The organism is Labilibaculum sp. (genome assembly GCF_963664555.1).
In the GTDB taxonomy this organism is placed as follows: Bacteria; Bacteroidota; Bacteroidia; order Bacteroidales; family Marinifilaceae; genus Labilibaculum.
The window spans coordinates 4,475,532-4,493,534 of sequence record NZ_OY761461.1 but is presented as its reverse complement, the minus strand read 5'-3'; the positions used below and the strand labels follow the sequence as shown (position 1 = coordinate 4,493,534).

Sequence of the window (18,003 nt, the reverse complement as noted above, 5' to 3'; positions counted from 1 at the left end):
TCTCTTTTTGTCTTTCCAATTATTTCGAAGCTCAAAAATAATATTTGAACCGTAATTTCCGTTCTTTTTTTGAATATAACTCCAGAATTAAATCCGTAAAAGGTGTTTAATTCAAAGTAAATCAGTTTGGTAGCGGGATGTTTTTCGAGGTCTTACTGTTGTCTTTTGCTGGTTCGGTTTATCTCTTGGTGTGTATTCTGAAAATAAAGATAATTGTTTAATAATAGAAAAAACGGCTTAATTTTTTTAATATTGTAATTCCAGATATATCATAAAACTATTCATACATCACTATGAGAATTAAGTCCAGCTTAATAGATTCGATGACCATTTTTCGCTATTCACTTCTTGTGACGTTTGCAATTTTGTCTAATCCCATTTTCTCGCAGATTACTGCATCAACGGCAAGTTATAGCTCGGTAACTCAGTATACGAGTTCACCACAGGATGATGTTTTTGTTTTTTGTGACAATATAGGTACTGGCGCTGGCGAATTAAAAGCAGTCTCTAATGATGGAACTTCAGGCTGGACTTTCACCTGGACAAAATGGGATTCTGGAACAGGCTCTTTTGCAATATCGATTCCTTCGGTTAATACTTCTACAGAATCAATATTGACTAATTTGCCTAATGGATTGTATAAAGTTGAAGCTACGAATGGTGTTAATTCTTTTAATGATCAGGCTTGGGTGTTAAATAGATTGGTAAGTTCTCAGCAACCAAGTTTTAGTCTTTTGCGAGTAGATTGCGCAGGTGTATTCTTTAGTTCATCTTATGTTGTTGCCCAGTTAAAATATCTGAACATTCCTTCAATAAATGAAATATTACTTCCTGCAACCTATGTTTTTGAATTAAAGCGTGGGGGTATTAATGGTGAGAGTGTTCAGCGAACCTCATTTGCGAATTACGATGGCACGGTAAAGAGTTTCTTTGATGGTGAAGCTTTTGAAGGTGAAAGAGATTATTTAATGACAGTTACCGATGAGTGTGGAAATAAGTACGTGTCATCAATGATATCTTCTGAAACATATGTTGTAAAAGCAGAATTTTCTGTTGATCCGATGACTGGCGAAGCTCCTTTGGAAGTAGAGTTCAGAAACGAATCTGTGAATGCTGATGATTTTGAATGGTTCCTTTATCAGGATTTTGATCGTGTTGCAGATGTCACCACTGTTGAAAGTAATCTTCTTGTTGATGGAATAATTACAGATGAGGGGCCTATTGCTTACACTTATTTACATCCAGGTAACTACTATGTGAAACTAATCGTATCTTCAGATAAAGGGCCGGAAACATGTATTGATGAGTTTTATTTAAAGACAGAAGGAACACCAATTGTAGTGGATACTTCTTTGGTGCAGGTTCCAAATGTTTTTACACCTAACGGAGATGGTAGAAATGATATTTTTAGGGTGAAATCGCAATCCCTAAAAAGTTTTAGTGCGACAATATTTAATCGTTGGGGAAAAGTTATTTATGAATGGAGAGATCCTGATGGTGGATGGAATGGAAAGTTGAACGGGAAGTGGGCAACTCCGGGAACCTACTTTTATGTGATAACAGCAACGGGCAGAGAAGAACAAAAAAAGAAATATACTAAAAAAGGATCTTTTATGCTGATCAGAAAATAGGATATTGAGATATAAAGTATAAATAGAAAAAGGCCTCGAATGAGGCCTTTTTTTTGTTATGCTTCAGCAGTTTCTTCTTGGTAAGCTGCTAAAAGTTCAACCTGAACTTCGTTTGGAACTTTTTCGTAGGTGTCAAACTTCATGGTAAATTGAGCTCGGCCTCTGGTTAAAGAACTTAACGTAGTAGAGTATTTGTTCATTTCCTTTAAAGGAACTTTGGCTAGAATCTTTTGAAATCCTTTTTCAGCTTCCATGCCCATAATCATTGCACGGCGAGATTGCAAATCGCTCATTACATCACCCATTCGGTCTTCAGGTACCAATACTTCAATATTATATATTGGTTCAAGGATTTTAGGTCCTGCATTTTTAAAAGCGGCGCTAAAAGCATGTCGGCCTGCTAGTCTAAATGAAATTTCATTGGAATCAACTGCGTGCATCTTACCATCATAAACAACTACTCGGATATCTCTGGCATATGATCCTGTAAGCGGGCCTTCATCCATCTTTTCCATAATACCTTTTTGAATGGCTGGAAGAAAGCGGGTATCAATTGCACCTCCAACTATACAGTTGCAGAAAACTAATTTCCCACCCCAGCTTAAATTGGTTACATCAGTGCTACGTAAGTTTACCTTCATTTCTTTCCCATCAATTTTGTACATTGCAGGATCAGGCATCCCTTCTGTGTATGGTTCAATGATCATGTGAACTTCTCCAAATTGACCAGATCCTCCGGATTGTTTTTTGTGGCGATAATCTGCCTGAGCAAGTTTGGTGATTGTCTCTCGATAAGGAATTTTAGGAGTTAGAAACTCAATTTCAATATGATCGTTATGACTTAATCTCCATTTAAGGGTATTCATATGGAATTCACCCTGTCCGTGCAATATGATTTGTTTTAGTTCTTTTGAATATTCTATTGTTATTGTAGGGTCTTCTTCGTGCATTCTATGTAGAAGTTCTCCTAGTTTTTCATCATCAGCATCATCTTTAGCTTTTACTGCGGTTCTGTATTTTGGTTCAGGAAATTTGATGTCCTTGTATACAAAATCACAATCTTTACAATTTAATGTATGATTGTTTTTCGTGTTTTTCAATTTCACAGTTGCGCCGATATCGCCGGCAACAAGCTCACTAACTCTCTCTCTGTTTCGACCTGCAATAACATACAGTTGGGAAACTCTTTCTTTTATGTTGTTATTAATATTGATTAAATCGTCACCTTCTTTAATTCTTCCTGATATAACTTTAAAGTAACTTACTTCTCCAATATGGGGTTCTATAGATGTTTTAAATACGAAAGCTGAAGTTGGGGCATTAGGGTCGCATTTTGCTTCTCTTCCGCTCACTGTTGGTATGGCAGGCATTTCTGTTACATAGGGAACTATGTTTCCAATGAATTCCATTAAGCGACGCACTCCCATATCTTTTTTCGCTGAAACGCAGAAAACAGGAAAGAAATCACATGCGATCATTCCTTTTTTCATTCCGGTTCTCATTTCATCTTCTGTTAAAGTCCCTTTTTCAAAATAAAGTTCCATTAGCGCTTCATCATTTTCCGCGGCCGATTCAACAAGTTCATTGTGCAGTTCATTGGCCTTGTCAATTTCAGTGTCCGGTATTGGAAGTATTTCCGGTTCTCCTCCGTCAGGCCCCCATTGGTACATTTTCATTTTTAGGACATCAATAAGAGCATTAAAATTTACGCCAACGTTTACGGGATATTGTACGATTGAAACTTTGTTCCCAAAATTAGTTTTGGCTGATTCAATGCACAGCTCAAAATTAGCTTTGTCATGATCGAGTTGATTAATAACAAATATCAAAGGTTTATTTAAATCAGCGGCTCTGCGGCCTATAATTTCGGTGCCTACTTCAACACCATTTACAGCATTAATAAGCATTAAGCCTGTGTCAACAACGTTAAGGGCTGAAATAACTCCTCCGGAAAAATCATCTGCGCCGGGAGTATCTATAAAATTAATCTTCTTTCCTAACCACTCTGTGTAAAGAACTGTTGAAAAAACAGAGTTCTTATATTCGTGTTCTACAGGGTTGTAATCAGAAACGGTGCTATTATCTTCCACGTTTCCGCGTCTTGTAATAACACCGCCTTCAAATAGCATTGCTTCAGCAAGGGTAGTTTTACCCGAGCCGGCATTGCCAATGAGGGCGATGTTTTTAATTTCATTTGATTGATACACTTTCATAATGGTATTTTTTTTGGGTTTGAAAAAAATGTATTTATTTTGGGTTTGAAGTTGATAAAACTCATTTTTACTTATAAGGTTTTCTAAATTAATTAACTTTTTAGTTAGATACAATATACATTAAGAGATCGGAGGCATAAAAAATTGACATCCATAAATTTTGATTGTATTTTTAACTTCTACTCCTTGATTTTACTGGAAGGCACGGCTCTTTTTAAAATAAACGTAAACAGCTTATTTTTTTGATAGAGAATAACTTGTCTTTTCTAAAGGCTTTTCTTACCTTTGTGCGCTGATTTAAAGGGGTTTTATAAAATTACATGGCTGAATTGCTGATTTTATAAAATAAATAATACCTTTGCAAACCAAATTGTTAAAAATATTTAATTAAAAAAGTAATTGTTAATATGCCTACAATTCAACAGTTAGTTAGAAAAGGAAGAACCAAGCTTATCGATAAAAGCAAGGCTCCGGCATTGGATTCTTGTCCACAGAGGAGAGGGGTTTGTGTTCGTGTGTATACGACTACACCTAAGAAGCCTAACTCGGCAATGCGTAAAGTAGCCCGTGTTAGATTGACTAACGGAAAAGAAGTGAATGCTTACATTCCAGGAGAAGGACACAACTTACAGGAACACTCGATCGTTTTGATTAGAGGTGGTCGTGTAAAGGATCTTCCAGGAGTAAGATATCACCTTGTTCGTGGTGCTCTGGATGCTTCAGGGGTAGAAGGTCGTAAACAACGTCGTTCTAAGTATGGTACAAAGAGACCTAAAGCTAAAAAGTAATTAATTCTAGTTTTTAAAACTGTGAGTTAATGTTTATGTGTTGTTCTCTATTAAGTTGAGTAAATGATCGTGAGATTTTTGAAGACTGAACCAGGCAGCTACAACGGATAACTCGTAAACTAAGAGAAAATGAGAAAGTCAAGACCAAAAAAGAGGATTTTATTACCAGATCCAAAGTTTAATGACGTTTTGGTAACAAGATTTGTTAATGACTTAATGGTTGACGGAAAGAAAAATCTTTCCTTTAAAGTGTTTTATGATGCTTTAGAAATCGTTAAAACGAAAACAGAAAAGCTAGAGAAATCTCCACTTGAGATTTGGAAAAAAGCTTTAGAAAACATTACTCCAGCAGTAGAGGTTAAGAGCCGACGCGTAGGTGGAGCAACTTTTCAAGTTCCTACAGAGATTCGTCCTGAAAGAAAAGTTTCAATCGCCATTAAAAGTATGATTCTTTTTGCACGCAAAAGATCTGGTAAATCGATGGCTGAAAAATTGTCTGCGGAAATTCTTGGCGGATACAACGAAGAAGGTGGAGCTTACAAGAAGAAAGAAGATACACATAGAATGGCTGAAGCTAACCGTGCTTTTGCTCACTTTAGATTTTAATAACTGTTAAGCGATTCTAAAAGAATATGGCAAAGAGAGATTTAAAATTCACCAGGAATATTGGTATCATGGCGCACATCGACGCCGGTAAAACAACTACCACTGAGCGTATTTTGTATTATACCGGAGTTTCTCACAAAATTGGTGAGGTGCATGATGGTGCGGCTACAATGGACTGGATGGAGCAAGAGCAAGAAAGAGGTATTACAATTACTTCTGCTGCAACAACCTGTTTTTGGAATTACGACAGTGAAAAGTATCAGGTAAATATCATTGATACTCCAGGTCACGTTGATTTTACTGTAGAGGTAGAGCGTTCATTGCGTGTTTTGGATGGTGCTGTTGCATGTTTCTGTGCAGTTGGTGGTGTTGAGGCACAATCAGAAACAGTTTGGAGACAAGCTGATAAATATAAAGTTCCACGTATGGGTTTTGTAAATAAAATGGACCGTTCAGGTGCTGATTTTTACAAAGCTGTTCGTGAAGTAAGAGAGAAATTGGGGGCTAATCCAATTCCTGTTCAAATTCCTATTGGAACTGAAGAGAGCTTTAGAGGTGTGGTTGATTTGATCGCAATGAAAGCTGTTATTTGGTATGATGATGAGAACGGAACTAATTATACATTAGAGGATATTCCTGATTATTTAGTTGAAGAAGCTAATGAGTGGAGAGAAACACTTGTTGAGGCTGTTGCAGTACATGATGAGGATTTGATGGAGCGTTTCTTCGAAGATCCGGATTCTATTACAGAGCAAGAGCTTTTGGATGTGATTCGTAAGGCTACTATCGCTATGGACATTGTTCCAATGTTGTGTGGTTCGGCATTTAAAAATAAAGGTGTTCAGCGTTTGTTGGATGCTGTTATTACATTCTTGCCATCTCCTTTAGATGTTGATGCTATTGTTGGTAAAGTTCCTGGAACAGATGAAGTTGTTTCAAGACAACCTTCTGTTGATGAGCCTTTGGCTGCTTTGGCATTTAAAATTGCTACTGACCCATTTGTAGGTCGTTTGGCTTTTACTCGTTTGTATTCTGGATCTATTGATGCAGGTTCTTACGTTTATAATGTTAGAACAGGTAACAAAGAACGTATTTCACGTTTATATCAAATGCACTCAAATAAGCAAAATGCTATTGATCGTGTAGAAGCTGGTGATATTTGCGCATGCGTTGGGTTTAAAGATATCAGAACTGGTGATACATTGTGTCAAAAAGAAACTTCAATCGAGCTTGAATCGATGGATTTTCCAGAACCGGTAATTGGTATTGCTATTGAGCCTTTAACTCAGAAGGATCTTGATAAGATGGGTATGGCATTGGCTAAATTAGCTGAAGAAGATCCAACTTTCCATGTGAAAACTGATGAGGAATCAGGACAAACAGTTATTAGTGGTATGGGTGAACTTCACCTGGATATCATTGTTGACCGTTTGAAGCGTGAATTTAAAGTAGAGTGTAATCAGGGAGCACCTCAGGTTGCATACAAAGAAGCTATTACCGGAACTGTTAATCACCGTCAGGTATTTAAAAAGCAGTCTGGTGGTCGTGGTAAATTTGCTGATATTATTTTCAACCTATCTCCTGTTGATGCAGATTTTGAAGGAGAAGGACTACAGTTTGTAGACAAGGTTAAAGGTGGTAATATCCCTAAGGAATTTATCCCATCTGTACAGAAAGGTTTCAAAGAGGCAATGAAAAATGGTGTATTGGCAGGTTATACTGTTGATTCATTAAAGGTTGAGTTGCTTGACGGATCTTTCCATCCAGTAGATTCTGATCAGCTTTCGTTTGAATTGGCCGCTAAGCAAGGATACCGTGAAGCTTGTGCTAAAGCGAAACCAGTACTTCTTGAGCCAATCATGAAAATTGAAGTTATCACACCTGAAGAATACATGGGAGATATCATTGGTGACTTGAATAAGCGTAGAGGTCAGATTGAAGGAATGGAGTCTAAGCATGGAGCACGTGTTGTAAATGCTACAGTACCATTGTCAGAACAATTTGGATACGTTACTGTATTGAGAACCTTATCTTCTGGTCGGGCAAATTCTTCTATGGAATTTGATCATTTTGCTGAGGTGCCAAAAGGTATTGCAAAAGAAGTGGTTGAGAAAGCCAAGGGTAAAGTTGAATTACTATAGTTTTATCGTATAATATTAAATAATATGAGCCAAAAAATTAGAATTAAACTGAAATCTTACGATCACAACTTGGTTGATAACTCAGCTGAGAAAATCGTTAAGACAGTTAAGGCTACAGGTGCGGTAGTAAGTGGTCCTATTCCACTTCCAACTCACAAAAGAATTTTTACCGTTCTTCGTTCAACTTTCGTGAACAAGAAATCAAGAGAGCAGTTTCAACTTTCTTCATTTAAACGTCTAATTGATATTTACAGTTCTACTGCAAGTACAATTGATGCTCTGATGAAACTAGAGTTGCCTAGTGGAGTAGAAGTAGAGATTAAAGTTTGATAAACTGTTAGATTTATTTTTAAAAAAATAAAGAAAAATGCCAGGATTAATTGGAAAAAAAATCGGAATGACTTCCGTTTACAGTGCCGAGGGAAAAAATATTCCATGCACTGTCATTGAGGCAGGTCCATGTGTTGTAACCCAGATCAAAACTATTGAAACTGATGGTTACGAAGCACTTCAGTTGGCTTTCGACGAAAAGAAAGAAAAGCGAACAACGAAGGCGCTAGATGGGCACTTTAAAAAGGCAAACACAACCCCTAAGAAAAAACTTGTTGAGTTCGGAGATTTCGGAGCTGATTACAAGTTAGGAGATGTTATTACAATTGATATTATTGAGGAGTCTACTTTCGTAGATATCACAGGTATATCAAAAGGTAAAGGTTTTCAAGGGGTAGTGAAACGTCATGGTTTTGGCGGAGTAGGAGGACAAACCCACGGTCAGCATAACCGTTTACGTGCTCCAGGTTCTATTGGTGCTGCATCTTACCCAGCTCGCGTATTTAAAGGCATGAGAATGGCCGGACGTATGGGTGGGGACACTGTGAAGGTGGAAAACCTTCAGGTTCTTAAGGTTATTCCTGAGAACAACTTATTATTAGTTAAAGGATCTCTTCCAGGGTCTAAAGGTTCATACGTAATTATTGAAAAGTAATGGAATTAACTATTTTAAATAAATCTGGAGAAGATACAGGCAGAAAAATTGAGTTGAACGACTCGGTTTTTGCAATTGAACCAAACGAACACGCTATTTACCTAGATGTTAAGCAGTATTTAGCTAACCAACGTCAGGGAACTCACAAATCGAAAGAAAGAGCTGAGATCTCAGGTAGTACTAAGAAGATAAAGAAACAAAAAGGTACTGGTACAGCTCGTGCGGGTAGCATTAAATCGCCTGTGTTCAGAGGGGGAGGACGAGTATTCGGTCCACGTCCAAGAAACTATAGTTTCAAATTGAATAAGAAATTAAAGCAATTAGCTCGTCGGTCAGCTTTAAGTTTAAAAGCTCAAAATGATGGTTTGTTAATTATCGAAGATTTCAATTTTGAAGCTGTTAAGACAAAAAGTTTTGTTGAACTTCAAAAAAACCTGAAAGTATCTGATAAAAAAGTGCTTTTGGTGTTAGCCGAAGACAATAAAAACATATATTTGTCTTCTCGTAATTTGAAGAATGTTGAAGTTGTACGTGTTTCTGACCTTGCAACTTACGATATTATGAAAGCTTCAACTTTGTTATTTGTAGAGAGCTCCGTAAAAGGGCTCGATGAAATGTTTAAACTAAATTAAGTTTAAAAGATGGAAATTTTAATCAAACCGATCGTTACCGAGAAGATGACAGCCCAAAGCGAAAAATTAAATTGCTTTGGATTTGTTGTGGATCGCAGAGCGAAGAAGATCGAAATTAAAAAGGCAATAGAATCAATGTACAATGTTAAGGTAGCGGCTGTTAATACCATGAATTATCAAGGTAAGAAAAAGAGTCGTTTTACTAAAGCAGGTGCAATTGAAGGAAGAACTGCTTCTTTTAAGAAAGCGATCGTTACTTTAGTTGAAGGGGATAAAATAGATTTTTATAGCAATATTTAATTAGAAAATGGCTGTACGTAAATTAAGACCTGTAACTCCTGGTCAAAGGCATAAGATTCTTAACACCTTTGAGCAGGTTACTACAGACAAACCTGAAAAATCATTGTTAAGACCAATGAAAAAAACTGGTGGTAGAAATAACTCCGGTAAGATGACAATGAGATATATAGGTGGTGGTCACAAAAGAAGATATCGAGTTATTGATTTCAAAAGAGACAAAGATGGCGTTCCTGCCAAAGTGGTTTCGATTGAGTACGATCCAAACCGTACTGCACGCATAGCTTTGCTAGTGTATGCTGATGGTGAGAAACGTTACATCGTCGCACCAAATGGATTGGAAGTTGGTCAGTCTTTGCTTTCTGGAAATAAAATAGCTCCTGAAATCGGAAATTCAATGCCATTATCTGATATCCCATTAGGTACAATAATTCATAATATTGAATTAAGACCCTCTCAAGGTGCAGTGATGGCTCGTAGCGCTGGTGCATATGCTCAACTCGTAGCACGAGATGGCAAGTATGCATCTATCAAATTGCCTTCAAGTGAAGTTAGAATGATTCTTGTAACCTGTAAGGCTACCATCGGAACTGTTTCTAATACTGACCATGCGTTAGAAAGAAGTGGTAAAGCTGGACGTACTCGTTGGTTGGGAAGAAGACCTAGAGTTCGTGGTGTGGTAATGAATCCAGTAGATCACCCAATGGGTGGTGGTGAAGGTAAATCTTCAGGTGGACATCCACGTTCTAGAACAGGTGTTTTAGCAAAAGGTTTCAAAACCAGAGCTAAGAAGAATGCTTCTAATAAGTATATTGTTGAAAGAAGGAAAAAATAATTTGATAATTAGATTGTTATGAGTCGTTCATTAAAAAAAGGACCTTTTATCGATTTCAAGCTGGAAAGACGAGTATTGGGACAAAACGAATCAGGGAAAAAAACAGTTGTTAAAACCTGGTCAAGACGTTCAATGATCTCTCCGGATTTCGTAGGTCATACGATCGCCGTGCACAACGGAAACAAATTCATTCCTGTTTATGTTACTGAAAACATGGTAGGACATAAATTAGGTGAATTTGCACCAACTCGTACTTTTAGAGGACATGCTGACAAGAAAAAACGATAAGCATGTCATTGGTTTTAATTAACATTTTGAATTTGTAAAAATGGGTGCAAGAAAAAGAATAAAAGCAAACCAAATAAAGGAGGAAAACAAGAGCAAAGCATTTGCTAGCTTGAGAAATGTTCCTACTTCACCTCGCAAAATGAGACTTGTTACCGATATGGTAAGAGGTATGGAGGTGAACCGAGCTTTAGATGTACTTCGTTTCAGTCCGAAGGAGGCATCAAATCGCGTAGAAAAACTATTGCTTTCAGCTATTGCCAATTGGCAAGCTAAGAATGAAGGGCAACGAATTGAGGAAAGCGCATTATACGTTAAAGAAATTAGCGTTGATTCAGCGAGAATCCTTAAACGTCTTAGACCTGCCCCTCAGGGAAGAGCACATAGAATAAAGAAGAGATCAAATCATGTAACTATATTGTTGGGCAGCAAAACAGCTGAAGCCGATAGTACTAAACAATAGTTAGAATGGGACAAAAAGTAAATCCAATCGGAAATAGACTAGGAATCATCAGAGGATGGGATTCTAACTGGTTTGGCGGAAAAAACTACGGCGATAAGCTTGTTGAAGATACCAAAATTAGAAAATACCTAAATGCTCGTTTAGCAAAAGCAAGTATTTCTAAAATCATCATCGAAAGAACTCTAAAGTTAATTACTATTACTGTTAACACTGCTCGTCCTGGTATTATTATCGGAAAAGGTGGTCAGGAAGTAGATAAACTGAAAGAAGAGTTGAAGAAGATTACTGACAAAGAGGTACAAATTAACATCTTTGAAATTAAGCGTCCGGAAATGGATGCTGTAATCGTTGCTAATAATATTGCTCGTCAAATCGAAGGTCGTATCGCCTATCGTCGTGCAATTAAGATGGCTATTGCTTCTACTATGAGAATGGGTGCAGAGGGAATTAAAATACAGATTTCTGGTCGTTTGAACGGAGCTGAAATGGCTCGTGCTGAAATGTACAAAGAAGGACGTACCCCACTACACACCTTGAGAGCTGATATCGATTATTGTTTAGCCGAAGCTTTAACAACTTACGGTTTACTAGGTATCAAAGTATGGATCTGTAAAGGTGAAGTTTACGGTAAGCGTGACTTAACTCCTAACGCAGGAATGCGTGACGGAAGAGCTCCAAAAGCAAAAGGTGGTTTTAATAGAAGAAAAAAGAAGTAGTCTTTAAATTTTAAAGAATTAGTACGATGTTACAACCAAAAAGGACAAAATTTAGGAGACAACAAAAGGGACGAATCAAAGGCAATGCCGGTCGCGGTACTGAATTAGCATTCGGATCTTTTGGGATCAAATCACTTGAAACCAAGTGGATCACTGGTCGTCAAATTGAAGCTGCTCGTGTGGCAGTAACCCGATATATGCAAAGACAAGGTCAAATTTGGATTAGAATTTTTCCAGATAAACCAATCACTAAGAAACCTGCAGAGGTTCGTATGGGTAAGGGTAAAGGTTCACCAGAAGGATTCGTTGCTCCTGTATCACCAGGAAGAATGTTATTCGAATGTGAAGGGGTACCTTTCGAAGTAGCTAAAGAAGCATTGCGCTTAGCGGCTCAAAAATTACCTGTAACTACCAAATTTGTCGTAAGACGTGATTATGTTGAAAATTCAAATGATTAATCATGAAGAATTCAGAAATTAAAGAGTTAACAACACAGGAAATAGTAGAAAAGGTAGATACTGAAAGATCTACATTAACTCGATTCAAGCTAAATCACGCTATTTCACCTTTGGAAAATCCTTTGCAAATAAAGGTAACCCGACGTAACATTGCTAGACTTGTAACTGAGTTGCGTCACAGGCAATTAACTGATAAGTAAAAAGTGATGGAAAGAAATCTTAGAAAAGAACGTATCGGGGTTGTGGTAAGCAATAAAATGGAGAAATCCATAACTATTGTTGTGCATACCAAAGAGAAGCACCCAATTTACGGAAAGTTTGTGAACAAGTCGAAGAAATTCACTGCTCACGACGAAGAAAACACCTGTAATGAAGGTGATACCGTAAAGATCATGGAAACCCGACCTATTAGTAAAAATAAGAGTTGGAGATTAGTTGAAATTATTGAAAGAGCTAAGTAAACATGATACAAACAGAAAGTAGACTTACAGTTGCTGATAACAGCGGAGCCAAAGAAGTTCTTTGTATCCGTGTGTTGGGCGGTACTAAAAAGCGTTATGCTTCGATTGGCGACAAAATTGTTGTTACCGTAAAGAATGCTATAGCCGGTTCCGATATGAAAAAAGGAACAGTTACAAAAGCGGTTGTTGTTCGCACCAAAAAAGAGATTAGAAGACCAGACGGATCCTATATTCGCTTCGATGATAACGCATGTGTATTATTGAATACAGCTGGTGAAATGAGAGGAACCCGTATTTTTGGACCTGTTGCAAGAGAATTGCGCGATACTGATATGAAGATCGTTTCTCTGGCACCAGAAGTTTTATAATCTTTGAAAACCTAGAACAATGCGAAAAAAGTTACATATTAAAAAAGGTGATACCGTTATTGTAAACTCAGGGGAATCTAAAGGTATGGAAGGTAAAGTATTAGAAGTATTAGTAGATAAGCAACGAGCAATTGTTGAAGGAGCTAATATGATTTCTAAACATACTAAACCTAATGCTGAAAATCCTCAGGGCGGTATTGTTAAAAAAGAGGCAGGAATTCACATTTCTAATTTGAATGTGAAAGATGCTTCAACCGGAAAGGCTACCCGTGTTGGTAGACGTTTGGGTGATGACAATAAATTAGTTAGATATTCTAAAAAGTCAGGGGAGGAGATTAAGTAATGAGCTATATACCTACTCTTAAAAAACAATATTCAGAAGAAGTTATTCCTGCATTAATGAAGGAATTTAACTACAAATCTGTAATGCAAGCACCTAAATTAACGAAGATAGTAATTAATCAGGGTGTTGGTTCGGCTATTGCTGACAAGAAAATTTTGGAATTTTCGGTGAACGAAATGACTGCTATTACTGGTCAGAAGGCAGTTCAAACTCTTTCTTCGAAAGATATTTCGAACTTTAAGCTTCGTAAAGGGATGCCGGTTGGTACTACTGTAACTTTACGCCGCGAGCATATGTACGAATTTCTTGAAAAATTAGTACGTGTTGCTTTGCCACGTATCCGTGACTTTAAAGGTATTAACGGTAAACTTGATGGTAGAGGAAACTATACCTTAGGTATCGAAGAACAAATTATTTTCCCGGAGATTATTTTGGATGAAGTAAACAAAATAATGGGTATGAATATTACCTTCGTTACAACTGCTAAAACTGATGAGGAAGCATTTGCTTTATTAAAGGAGTTTGGCTTACCATTTAAAAACCTAAAAAAATAAGACGATGGCTAAAGAATCAATGAAAGCTCGCGAAGTTAAGCGTCAAAAGCTTGTTGAAAAATACGCAGCAAAAAGAGCTCAACTTAAGGAGGAAGGCGATTACATCGGACTTAGTCGTTTGCCAAAAAATTCTTCTCCTGTAAGATTGCATAACAGATGTAAACTTACTGGTCGTCCTAAAGGATACATGAGACAATTCGGAATTAGTCGTATCACTTTCCGTGAAATGGCTTCTTCAGGATTAATTCCAGGTATTAAGAAGGCAAGTTGGTAAGCAGATTAGTTTGTAAAAACAATTTTGTTAAATATTGTCCCGAGCAATCGGGATCAATTTAATTTTTTTAAAATGACAGATCCAATAGCAGATTTTCTTACACGTCTAAGAAACGGGATTATGGCCAATCACAAAGTGGTTGACGTACCTGCATCTAACGTGAAAAAAGAAATGACAAAAATTCTTAAGGATAAAGGTTATATCCTTAATTACAAGTTTGTTGATGATGGAGTTCAAGGCACAATTAAAATTGCTTTGAAATACAATCCGGAGACAAAAATTTCCGCAATCAAAAATCTTAAAAGGGTAAGTAAGCCTGGTTTGAGAAAATATTGCGGAGCAGCTGAATTACCACGTGTACTAAACGGTTTGGGAATTGCAATTCTCTCTACTTCGCAAGGAGTAATGACTGATAAGGAAGCTCGTCAGAAAAACGTTGGTGGCGAAATATTGTGTTACGTTTATTAATAAAGGAGGATAGAAATGTCACGAATTGGAAAATTACCTATCAATTTGCCTGCAGGAGTAAGCGTAACGGTGAATAAAGATAATTCAGTAACAGTTAAAGGGCCTAAAGGTGAATTAACACAACAAATTGATGTTGACATCAATGTATCTGTTGAAGAAAATACAGTGGTATTGGAACGTCCATCAGAGCAAAAAAGACACAAAGCCATGCATGGCCTGTATCGCTCGTTGATGAACAACATGGTATTTGGTGTTTCTGAAGGTTACAAATTGCAGCAAGAACTTGTTGGTGTTGGATTCCGTGCTACTTCAAATGGTCAGATTTTGGAATTAGCTTTAGGGTATTCTCACCTTATCCACATGGAAATTGCTCCAGAGGTAAATGTTACCGCTGTAACTGAAAAGCGTGCAAACCCAATCATTACATTAGAGAGTTGTGATAAACAACTTATTGGTCAGGTTGCTGCTAAAATCAGATCATTCAGAAAACCTGAGCCATATAAAGGTAAGGGTGTTAAATTTGTTGGTGAACAGCTAAGAAGAAAAGCTGGTAAATCTGCGGGTAAATAATTTCTTAAAACAGTAAATTATGGCTTTAACTAAGCAAGATAGAAGACTTAGAATTAAAAGAAGAATTCGTAAGTCAATTGCTGGAACTGCTGAAAGACCTAGAATGTCAGTTTTTCGCTCTAACAAGCAGATTTCAGTACAAATTATTGATGATTTATCAGGACAAACTATAGTTGCAACTTCCTCTTTGATTAAAGAAATCGCTGAGAAAACTACAACTAAGCTTGAACAAGCTGAGCTAGTAGGTAAAGCAATTGCTGAAAAAGCTGTTGCAGCCGGTATCACTAGTGTTGTATTCGATAGAAATGGTTATCTATACCATGGTAGAATTAAATCTTTAGCGGACGCTGCTCGTAATAGTGGCCTTAAATTTTAATAATTATGGCAGATAATAAAAACATTAAAACTAGCGATGCAGATCTTAAAGATAGGCTTGTAGCTATTAATCGTGTTACGAAAGTAACAAAAGGGGGTAGAACCTTCAGCTTTTCTGCAATTGTTGTTGTAGGAAATGAAAATGGATTAGTAGGTTGGGGACTTGGTAAAGCAAACGAAGTAACTACTGCTATTTCAAAAGGTGTTGATGCAGCTAAGAAAAATTTAATTAAAGTGCCGGTTTACAAAGGAACTATTCCTCATGAACAACTTTCACGATTTGGCGGAGCAGAGGTTTTCATTAAGCCTGCTTCTCATGGTACCGGGGTAAAAGCTGGTGGTGCTATGCGTGCTGTATTGGAAAGTGTTGGTGTAACTGATGTACTTGCTAAATCAAAAGGCTCATCAAACCCACATAACCTTGTAAAAGCGACTATTGGTGCATTAGCTGAATTAAGAGATGCTCATACCGTTGCTGAACACAGAGGTGTATCATTAGATAAAGTGTTTAACGGTTAAGAAATAAGGAAATGGCTAAGATTAAAATTACTCAGGTAAAGAGCAAAATTGGAAGCACTGATCGCCAAAAGAAAACCTTGGAAGCATTGGGATTAAATAAGATCAATGCAACTGTTGAACATGAAGCTACACCTCAAATTAAAGGTATGGTGGCTAAAGTACAACACCTTGTTTCCGTTGAAGAATAATCATTGTTAATATTTAGTATTAAATAGATATGGACTTAAGTAACTTAAAACCCGCAGAAGGATCTACTAAGACTTCGAAAAGAATAGGTCGCGGACAAGGATCTGGTAGAGGTGGTACTTCAACCAGAGGACATAAGGGTGCGAAGTCAAGATCTGGATACTCTAAAAAAGTTGGTTTCGAAGGTGGTCAAATGCCTTTACAACGAAGAGTTCCTAAGTTTGGATTTAAAAACGTTAATAGAAAAGAATACAAAGCTATTAATGTTGAAGTTTTACAGGCCTTAGCAGAAAAAAATAACATTACTACAATCGACAAAGAAGTTTTGATGGCAGCAGGTATGGTGTCAAAGAACGACAATGTTAAGATTTTAGGACATGGAACTATTACTGCGAAGCTGGAAATTAAAGCTCACGCATTCTCAAAATCGGCTATTGCCGCGATTGAAGCAGTCGAAGGAACAGTTGTTAAATTGTAAGTTTAGATATGAAAGGTTTAATAGAAACATTGAAGAACATCTGGAAGATTGAGGATTTAAGATCTAGAATCTTAACTACTCTCGGTCTTGTGTTAGTGTATCGTTTAGGTACCATGGTTGTTTTGCCAGGGGTTGACCCTGCACAGTTAGGCGCGTTAAAAACGCAAACTCAAGACGGAGTTTTGGGATTATTAGATATGTTTTCAGGAGGAGCATTTTCGAATGCATCAATCTTCGCTTTAGGAATCATGCCTTATATCTCAGCTTCTATTGTAATTCAGTTAATGGGAATTGCGGTTCCTTATTTTCAGAAGTTACAAAAAGAGGGTGAAAGCGGTCGTCGAAAAATCAATCAGATTACAAGGTATTTAACGGTCATTATTCTTGTACTTCAAGCACCTGGATATCTATTAAACTTACATTCACAACTGCCTGAAACAGCCTTTATTCTTAAAGGTACATTATTTACAGTGTCTTCTGTGATGATTCTTGCTGCAGGATCGATGTTTATTATGTGGTTGGGAGAAAAAATTACTGATAAAGGAATTGGTAACGGAATCTCTATCATTATTATGATCGGTATTATTGCAAGATTGCCATTCTCATTCTTTGCGGAATTGCTTTCAAAAATTGAAGGTCAAGGAGGAGGTTTAATTCTATTGGTTTTAGAAATCGTAGTTTTATTTCTTGTTTTTGCAGCCACAATTTTGTTAGTTCAGGGAACAAGAAAGATACCTGTACAGTATGCAAAACGAATCGTAGGAAACAAACAATATGGTGGGGTTCGCCAGTACATTCCTTTAAAAGTGAATGCTGCTGGTGTAATGCCAATCATTTTTGCTCAGGCAATTATGTTTTTACCAATGGCGTTTGTTAACTATGCCAGTTCTGATGCGTTAACTGGAGTAGCTGCAGCTTTATCCAATTTTACCGGATTTTACTACAATGCTTTATTCTTTGTAATGATTGTATTATTTACTTATTTCTATACTGCAATTACAGTAAATCCAACGCAAATGGCCGAGGATATGAAAAAGAACGGTGGATTTATTCCGGGAATTAAGCCTGGTAAGAAAACAATCGATTTTTTAGATACTGTAATGTCTAGAATTACTTTGCCTGGATCTATATTTTTAGGTTTGGTTGCAATTTTGCCTGCATTCGCAATGATTGCCGGAGTAAATAATCAATTTGCACATTTTTATGGTGGTACTTCTTTATTGATTTTAGTGGGAGTTGTATTGGATACTTTACAGCAAATCGAGAGTCATCTTTTGATGCGTCACTATGATGGATTAATGAAGTCTGGTAGAATAAAAGGTAAATCTCCGGGAGGAGCTGCTGCTTATTAAAATAT

At 37.0% G+C, this 18,003-nt stretch carries 27 protein-coding genes; 26 read left to right on the top strand and 1 reads right to left on the bottom strand.

Features of this window, described 5'->3' with window-relative positions; translation table 11 throughout:
• Positions 1–293 precede the first annotated feature (293 nt).
• Positions 294–1,631: a T9SS type B sorting domain-containing protein gene (locus ACKU4N_RS17825; RefSeq protein WP_321318692.1), complete on the top strand. Its 1,338-nt coding sequence runs from the start codon at positions 294–296 to the stop codon at positions 1,629–1,631.
• A 56-nt stretch (positions 1,632–1,687) separates the two neighbouring features.
• On the opposite strand, the gene ACKU4N_RS17820 is transcribed toward ACKU4N_RS17825, so the two are convergent.
• Complete coding sequence (locus ACKU4N_RS17820) at positions 1,688–3,844, bottom strand: elongation factor G2 (protein ID WP_321318691.1); 2,157 nt, start codon at positions 3,842–3,844, stop codon at positions 1,688–1,690.
• A gap of 407 nt (positions 3,845–4,251) precedes the next feature.
• On the opposite strand from ACKU4N_RS17820, the gene rpsL reads away from it, so the two are divergent.
• The 25 genes from rpsL (at position 4,252) to secY (ending at position 17,998) form a co-directional block, all read left to right on the top strand.
• Entirely contained in the window at positions 4,252–4,632 is a 381-nt protein-coding gene (gene rpsL, locus ACKU4N_RS17815; protein WP_101259654.1) for a 30S ribosomal protein S12, read from the top strand.
• A gap of 129 nt (positions 4,633–4,761) precedes the next feature.
• Positions 4,762–5,238 (top strand): 30S ribosomal protein S7, encoded by a 477-nt coding sequence (gene rpsG, locus ACKU4N_RS17810; RefSeq protein WP_124992442.1) that lies wholly within the window; start codon positions 4,762–4,764, stop codon positions 5,236–5,238.
• Between the two features lie 26 nt (positions 5,239–5,264).
• Complete coding sequence (gene fusA, locus ACKU4N_RS17805) at positions 5,265–7,379, top strand: elongation factor G (protein WP_321318686.1); 2,115 nt, start codon at positions 5,265–5,267, stop codon at positions 7,377–7,379.
• A gap of 24 nt (positions 7,380–7,403) precedes the next feature.
• Complete coding sequence (rpsJ, locus tag ACKU4N_RS17800; RefSeq protein WP_096428449.1) at positions 7,404–7,709, top strand: 30S ribosomal protein S10; 306 nt, start codon at positions 7,404–7,406, stop codon at positions 7,707–7,709.
• Positions 7,710–7,746: 37 nt separating this feature from the next.
• Positions 7,747–8,364 carry a 50S ribosomal protein L3 gene (rplC, locus tag ACKU4N_RS17795; protein WP_321318683.1) on the top strand — a complete coding sequence of 206 codons (618 nt, stop codon included), beginning with the start codon at positions 7,747–7,749 and terminating at the stop codon, positions 8,362–8,364.
• Positions 8,364–8,996, top strand: a complete 633-nt coding sequence (gene rplD, locus ACKU4N_RS17790; RefSeq protein WP_289529123.1) for a 50S ribosomal protein L4 — start codon at positions 8,364–8,366, stop codon at positions 8,994–8,996. Before rplC ends, rplD begins: the two co-directional genes overlap by 1 nt.
• A 9-nt stretch (positions 8,997–9,005) precedes the next feature.
• Positions 9,006–9,296, top strand: a complete 291-nt coding sequence (gene rplW / locus ACKU4N_RS17785; protein WP_321318681.1) for a 50S ribosomal protein L23 — start codon at positions 9,006–9,008, stop codon at positions 9,294–9,296.
• A 7-nt stretch (positions 9,297–9,303) separates the two neighbouring features.
• Positions 9,304–10,128 carry a 50S ribosomal protein L2 gene (rplB, locus tag ACKU4N_RS17780; protein WP_101308158.1) on the top strand — a complete coding sequence of 275 codons (825 nt, stop codon included), beginning with the start codon at positions 9,304–9,306 and terminating at the stop codon, positions 10,126–10,128.
• An 18-nt stretch (positions 10,129–10,146) separates the two neighbouring features.
• Complete coding sequence (gene rpsS, locus ACKU4N_RS17775) at positions 10,147–10,416, top strand: 30S ribosomal protein S19 (RefSeq protein WP_101308159.1); 270 nt, start codon at positions 10,147–10,149, stop codon at positions 10,414–10,416.
• A gap of 40 nt (positions 10,417–10,456) precedes the next feature.
• Positions 10,457–10,876, top strand: coding sequence for a 50S ribosomal protein L22 (gene rplV, locus ACKU4N_RS17770; RefSeq protein WP_101259646.1), 420 nt, complete (start codon positions 10,457–10,459; stop codon positions 10,874–10,876).
• 5 nt (positions 10,877–10,881) lie between these two features.
• Complete coding sequence (gene rpsC, locus ACKU4N_RS17765) at positions 10,882–11,592, top strand: 30S ribosomal protein S3 (protein WP_321318678.1); 711 nt, start codon at positions 10,882–10,884, stop codon at positions 11,590–11,592.
• A gap of 26 nt (positions 11,593–11,618) precedes the next feature.
• Positions 11,619–12,050 carry a 50S ribosomal protein L16 gene (rplP, locus tag ACKU4N_RS17760; RefSeq protein WP_101308161.1) on the top strand — a complete coding sequence of 144 codons (432 nt, stop codon included), beginning with the start codon at positions 11,619–11,621 and terminating at the stop codon, positions 12,048–12,050.
• 2 nt (positions 12,051–12,052) lie between these two features.
• Complete coding sequence (gene rpmC, locus ACKU4N_RS17755; RefSeq protein ID WP_289529122.1) at positions 12,053–12,250, top strand: 50S ribosomal protein L29; 198 nt, start codon at positions 12,053–12,055, stop codon at positions 12,248–12,250.
• Between the two features lie 3 nt (positions 12,251–12,253).
• Positions 12,254–12,511, top strand: a complete 258-nt coding sequence (gene rpsQ / locus ACKU4N_RS17750; RefSeq protein ID WP_370877216.1) for a 30S ribosomal protein S17 — start codon at positions 12,254–12,256, stop codon at positions 12,509–12,511.
• A gap of 2 nt (positions 12,512–12,513) precedes the next feature.
• Positions 12,514–12,879 carry a 50S ribosomal protein L14 gene (gene rplN, locus ACKU4N_RS17745; protein ID WP_321318672.1) on the top strand — a complete coding sequence of 122 codons (366 nt, stop codon included), beginning with the start codon at positions 12,514–12,516 and terminating at the stop codon, positions 12,877–12,879.
• A gap of 19 nt (positions 12,880–12,898) precedes the next feature.
• Positions 12,899–13,222, top strand: coding sequence for a 50S ribosomal protein L24 (gene rplX / locus ACKU4N_RS17740; protein WP_101259640.1), 324 nt, complete (start codon positions 12,899–12,901; stop codon positions 13,220–13,222).
• Entirely contained in the window at positions 13,222–13,776 is a 555-nt protein-coding gene (rplE, locus tag ACKU4N_RS17735) for a 50S ribosomal protein L5 (RefSeq protein ID WP_321318670.1), read from the top strand. Before rplX ends, rplE begins: the two co-directional genes overlap by 1 nt.
• A gap of 4 nt (positions 13,777–13,780) precedes the next feature.
• The gene (gene rpsN, locus ACKU4N_RS17730; protein WP_101308166.1) at positions 13,781–14,050 is read left to right on the top strand and encodes a 30S ribosomal protein S14; all 270 of its coding nucleotides are present in this window, start codon (positions 13,781–13,783) and stop codon (positions 14,048–14,050) included.
• A 72-nt stretch (positions 14,051–14,122) separates the two neighbouring features.
• Positions 14,123–14,518: a 30S ribosomal protein S8 gene (gene rpsH / locus ACKU4N_RS17725; RefSeq protein WP_101308167.1), complete on the top strand. Its 396-nt coding sequence runs from the start codon at positions 14,123–14,125 to the stop codon at positions 14,516–14,518.
• A 15-nt stretch (positions 14,519–14,533) separates the two neighbouring features.
• Positions 14,534–15,088, top strand: a complete 555-nt coding sequence (rplF, locus tag ACKU4N_RS17720) for a 50S ribosomal protein L6 (RefSeq protein ID WP_321318660.1) — start codon at positions 14,534–14,536, stop codon at positions 15,086–15,088.
• A gap of 19 nt (positions 15,089–15,107) precedes the next feature.
• Positions 15,108–15,464, top strand: a complete 357-nt coding sequence (gene rplR, locus ACKU4N_RS17715; protein ID WP_101308169.1) for a 50S ribosomal protein L18 — start codon at positions 15,108–15,110, stop codon at positions 15,462–15,464.
• A gap of 5 nt (positions 15,465–15,469) precedes the next feature.
• A complete protein-coding gene (rpsE, locus tag ACKU4N_RS17710) occupies positions 15,470–15,982 on the top strand; it encodes a 30S ribosomal protein S5 (protein WP_101259634.1) in 513 nt (170 codons plus the stop codon).
• An 11-nt stretch (positions 15,983–15,993) separates the two neighbouring features.
• Positions 15,994–16,170 (top strand): 50S ribosomal protein L30, encoded by a 177-nt coding sequence (gene rpmD / locus ACKU4N_RS17705; RefSeq protein ID WP_101259633.1) that lies wholly within the window; start codon positions 15,994–15,996, stop codon positions 16,168–16,170.
• A 29-nt stretch (positions 16,171–16,199) separates the two neighbouring features.
• Entirely contained in the window at positions 16,200–16,646 is a 447-nt protein-coding gene (rplO, locus tag ACKU4N_RS17700) for a 50S ribosomal protein L15 (protein ID WP_321318652.1), read from the top strand.
• 8 nt (positions 16,647–16,654) lie between these two features.
• Positions 16,655–17,998, top strand: coding sequence for a preprotein translocase subunit SecY (gene secY, locus ACKU4N_RS17695; protein ID WP_321318650.1), 1,344 nt, complete (start codon positions 16,655–16,657; stop codon positions 17,996–17,998).
• Positions 17,999–18,003 lie beyond the last annotated feature (5 nt).

Coding starts and splice junctions, on each gene's coding strand:
- ACKU4N_RS17825 (WP_321318692.1), top strand. CDS start 294: ATGAGAATTAAGTCCAGCTTAATAGATTCGATGACCATTTTTCGCTAT.
- ACKU4N_RS17820 (WP_321318691.1), bottom strand. CDS start 3,844: ATGAAAGTGTATCAATCAAATGAAATTAAAAACATCGCCCTCATTGGC.
- rpsL (WP_101259654.1), top strand. CDS start 4,252: ATGCCTACAATTCAACAGTTAGTTAGAAAAGGAAGAACCAAGCTTATC.
- rpsG (WP_124992442.1), top strand. CDS start 4,762: ATGAGAAAGTCAAGACCAAAAAAGAGGATTTTATTACCAGATCCAAAG.
- fusA (WP_321318686.1), top strand. CDS start 5,265: ATGGCAAAGAGAGATTTAAAATTCACCAGGAATATTGGTATCATGGCG.
- rpsJ (WP_096428449.1), top strand. CDS start 7,404: ATGAGCCAAAAAATTAGAATTAAACTGAAATCTTACGATCACAACTTG.
- rplC (WP_321318683.1), top strand. CDS start 7,747: ATGCCAGGATTAATTGGAAAAAAAATCGGAATGACTTCCGTTTACAGT.
- rplD (WP_289529123.1), top strand. CDS start 8,364: ATGGAATTAACTATTTTAAATAAATCTGGAGAAGATACAGGCAGAAAA.
- rplW (WP_321318681.1), top strand. CDS start 9,006: ATGGAAATTTTAATCAAACCGATCGTTACCGAGAAGATGACAGCCCAA.
- rplB (WP_101308158.1), top strand. CDS start 9,304: ATGGCTGTACGTAAATTAAGACCTGTAACTCCTGGTCAAAGGCATAAG.
- rpsS (WP_101308159.1), top strand. CDS start 10,147: ATGAGTCGTTCATTAAAAAAAGGACCTTTTATCGATTTCAAGCTGGAA.
- rplV (WP_101259646.1), top strand. CDS start 10,457: ATGGGTGCAAGAAAAAGAATAAAAGCAAACCAAATAAAGGAGGAAAAC.
- rpsC (WP_321318678.1), top strand. CDS start 10,882: ATGGGACAAAAAGTAAATCCAATCGGAAATAGACTAGGAATCATCAGA.
- rplP (WP_101308161.1), top strand. CDS start 11,619: ATGTTACAACCAAAAAGGACAAAATTTAGGAGACAACAAAAGGGACGA.
- rpmC (WP_289529122.1), top strand. CDS start 12,053: ATGAAGAATTCAGAAATTAAAGAGTTAACAACACAGGAAATAGTAGAA.
- rplN (WP_321318672.1), top strand. CDS start 12,514: ATGATACAAACAGAAAGTAGACTTACAGTTGCTGATAACAGCGGAGCC.
- rplX (WP_101259640.1), top strand. CDS start 12,899: ATGCGAAAAAAGTTACATATTAAAAAAGGTGATACCGTTATTGTAAAC.
- rplE (WP_321318670.1), top strand. CDS start 13,222: ATGAGCTATATACCTACTCTTAAAAAACAATATTCAGAAGAAGTTATT.
- rpsN (WP_101308166.1), top strand. CDS start 13,781: ATGGCTAAAGAATCAATGAAAGCTCGCGAAGTTAAGCGTCAAAAGCTT.
- rpsH (WP_101308167.1), top strand. CDS start 14,123: ATGACAGATCCAATAGCAGATTTTCTTACACGTCTAAGAAACGGGATT.
- rplF (WP_321318660.1), top strand. CDS start 14,534: ATGTCACGAATTGGAAAATTACCTATCAATTTGCCTGCAGGAGTAAGC.
- rplR (WP_101308169.1), top strand. CDS start 15,108: ATGGCTTTAACTAAGCAAGATAGAAGACTTAGAATTAAAAGAAGAATT.
- rpsE (WP_101259634.1), top strand. CDS start 15,470: ATGGCAGATAATAAAAACATTAAAACTAGCGATGCAGATCTTAAAGAT.
- rpmD (WP_101259633.1), top strand. CDS start 15,994: ATGGCTAAGATTAAAATTACTCAGGTAAAGAGCAAAATTGGAAGCACT.
- rplO (WP_321318652.1), top strand. CDS start 16,200: ATGGACTTAAGTAACTTAAAACCCGCAGAAGGATCTACTAAGACTTCG.
- secY (WP_321318650.1), top strand. CDS start 16,655: ATGAAAGGTTTAATAGAAACATTGAAGAACATCTGGAAGATTGAGGAT.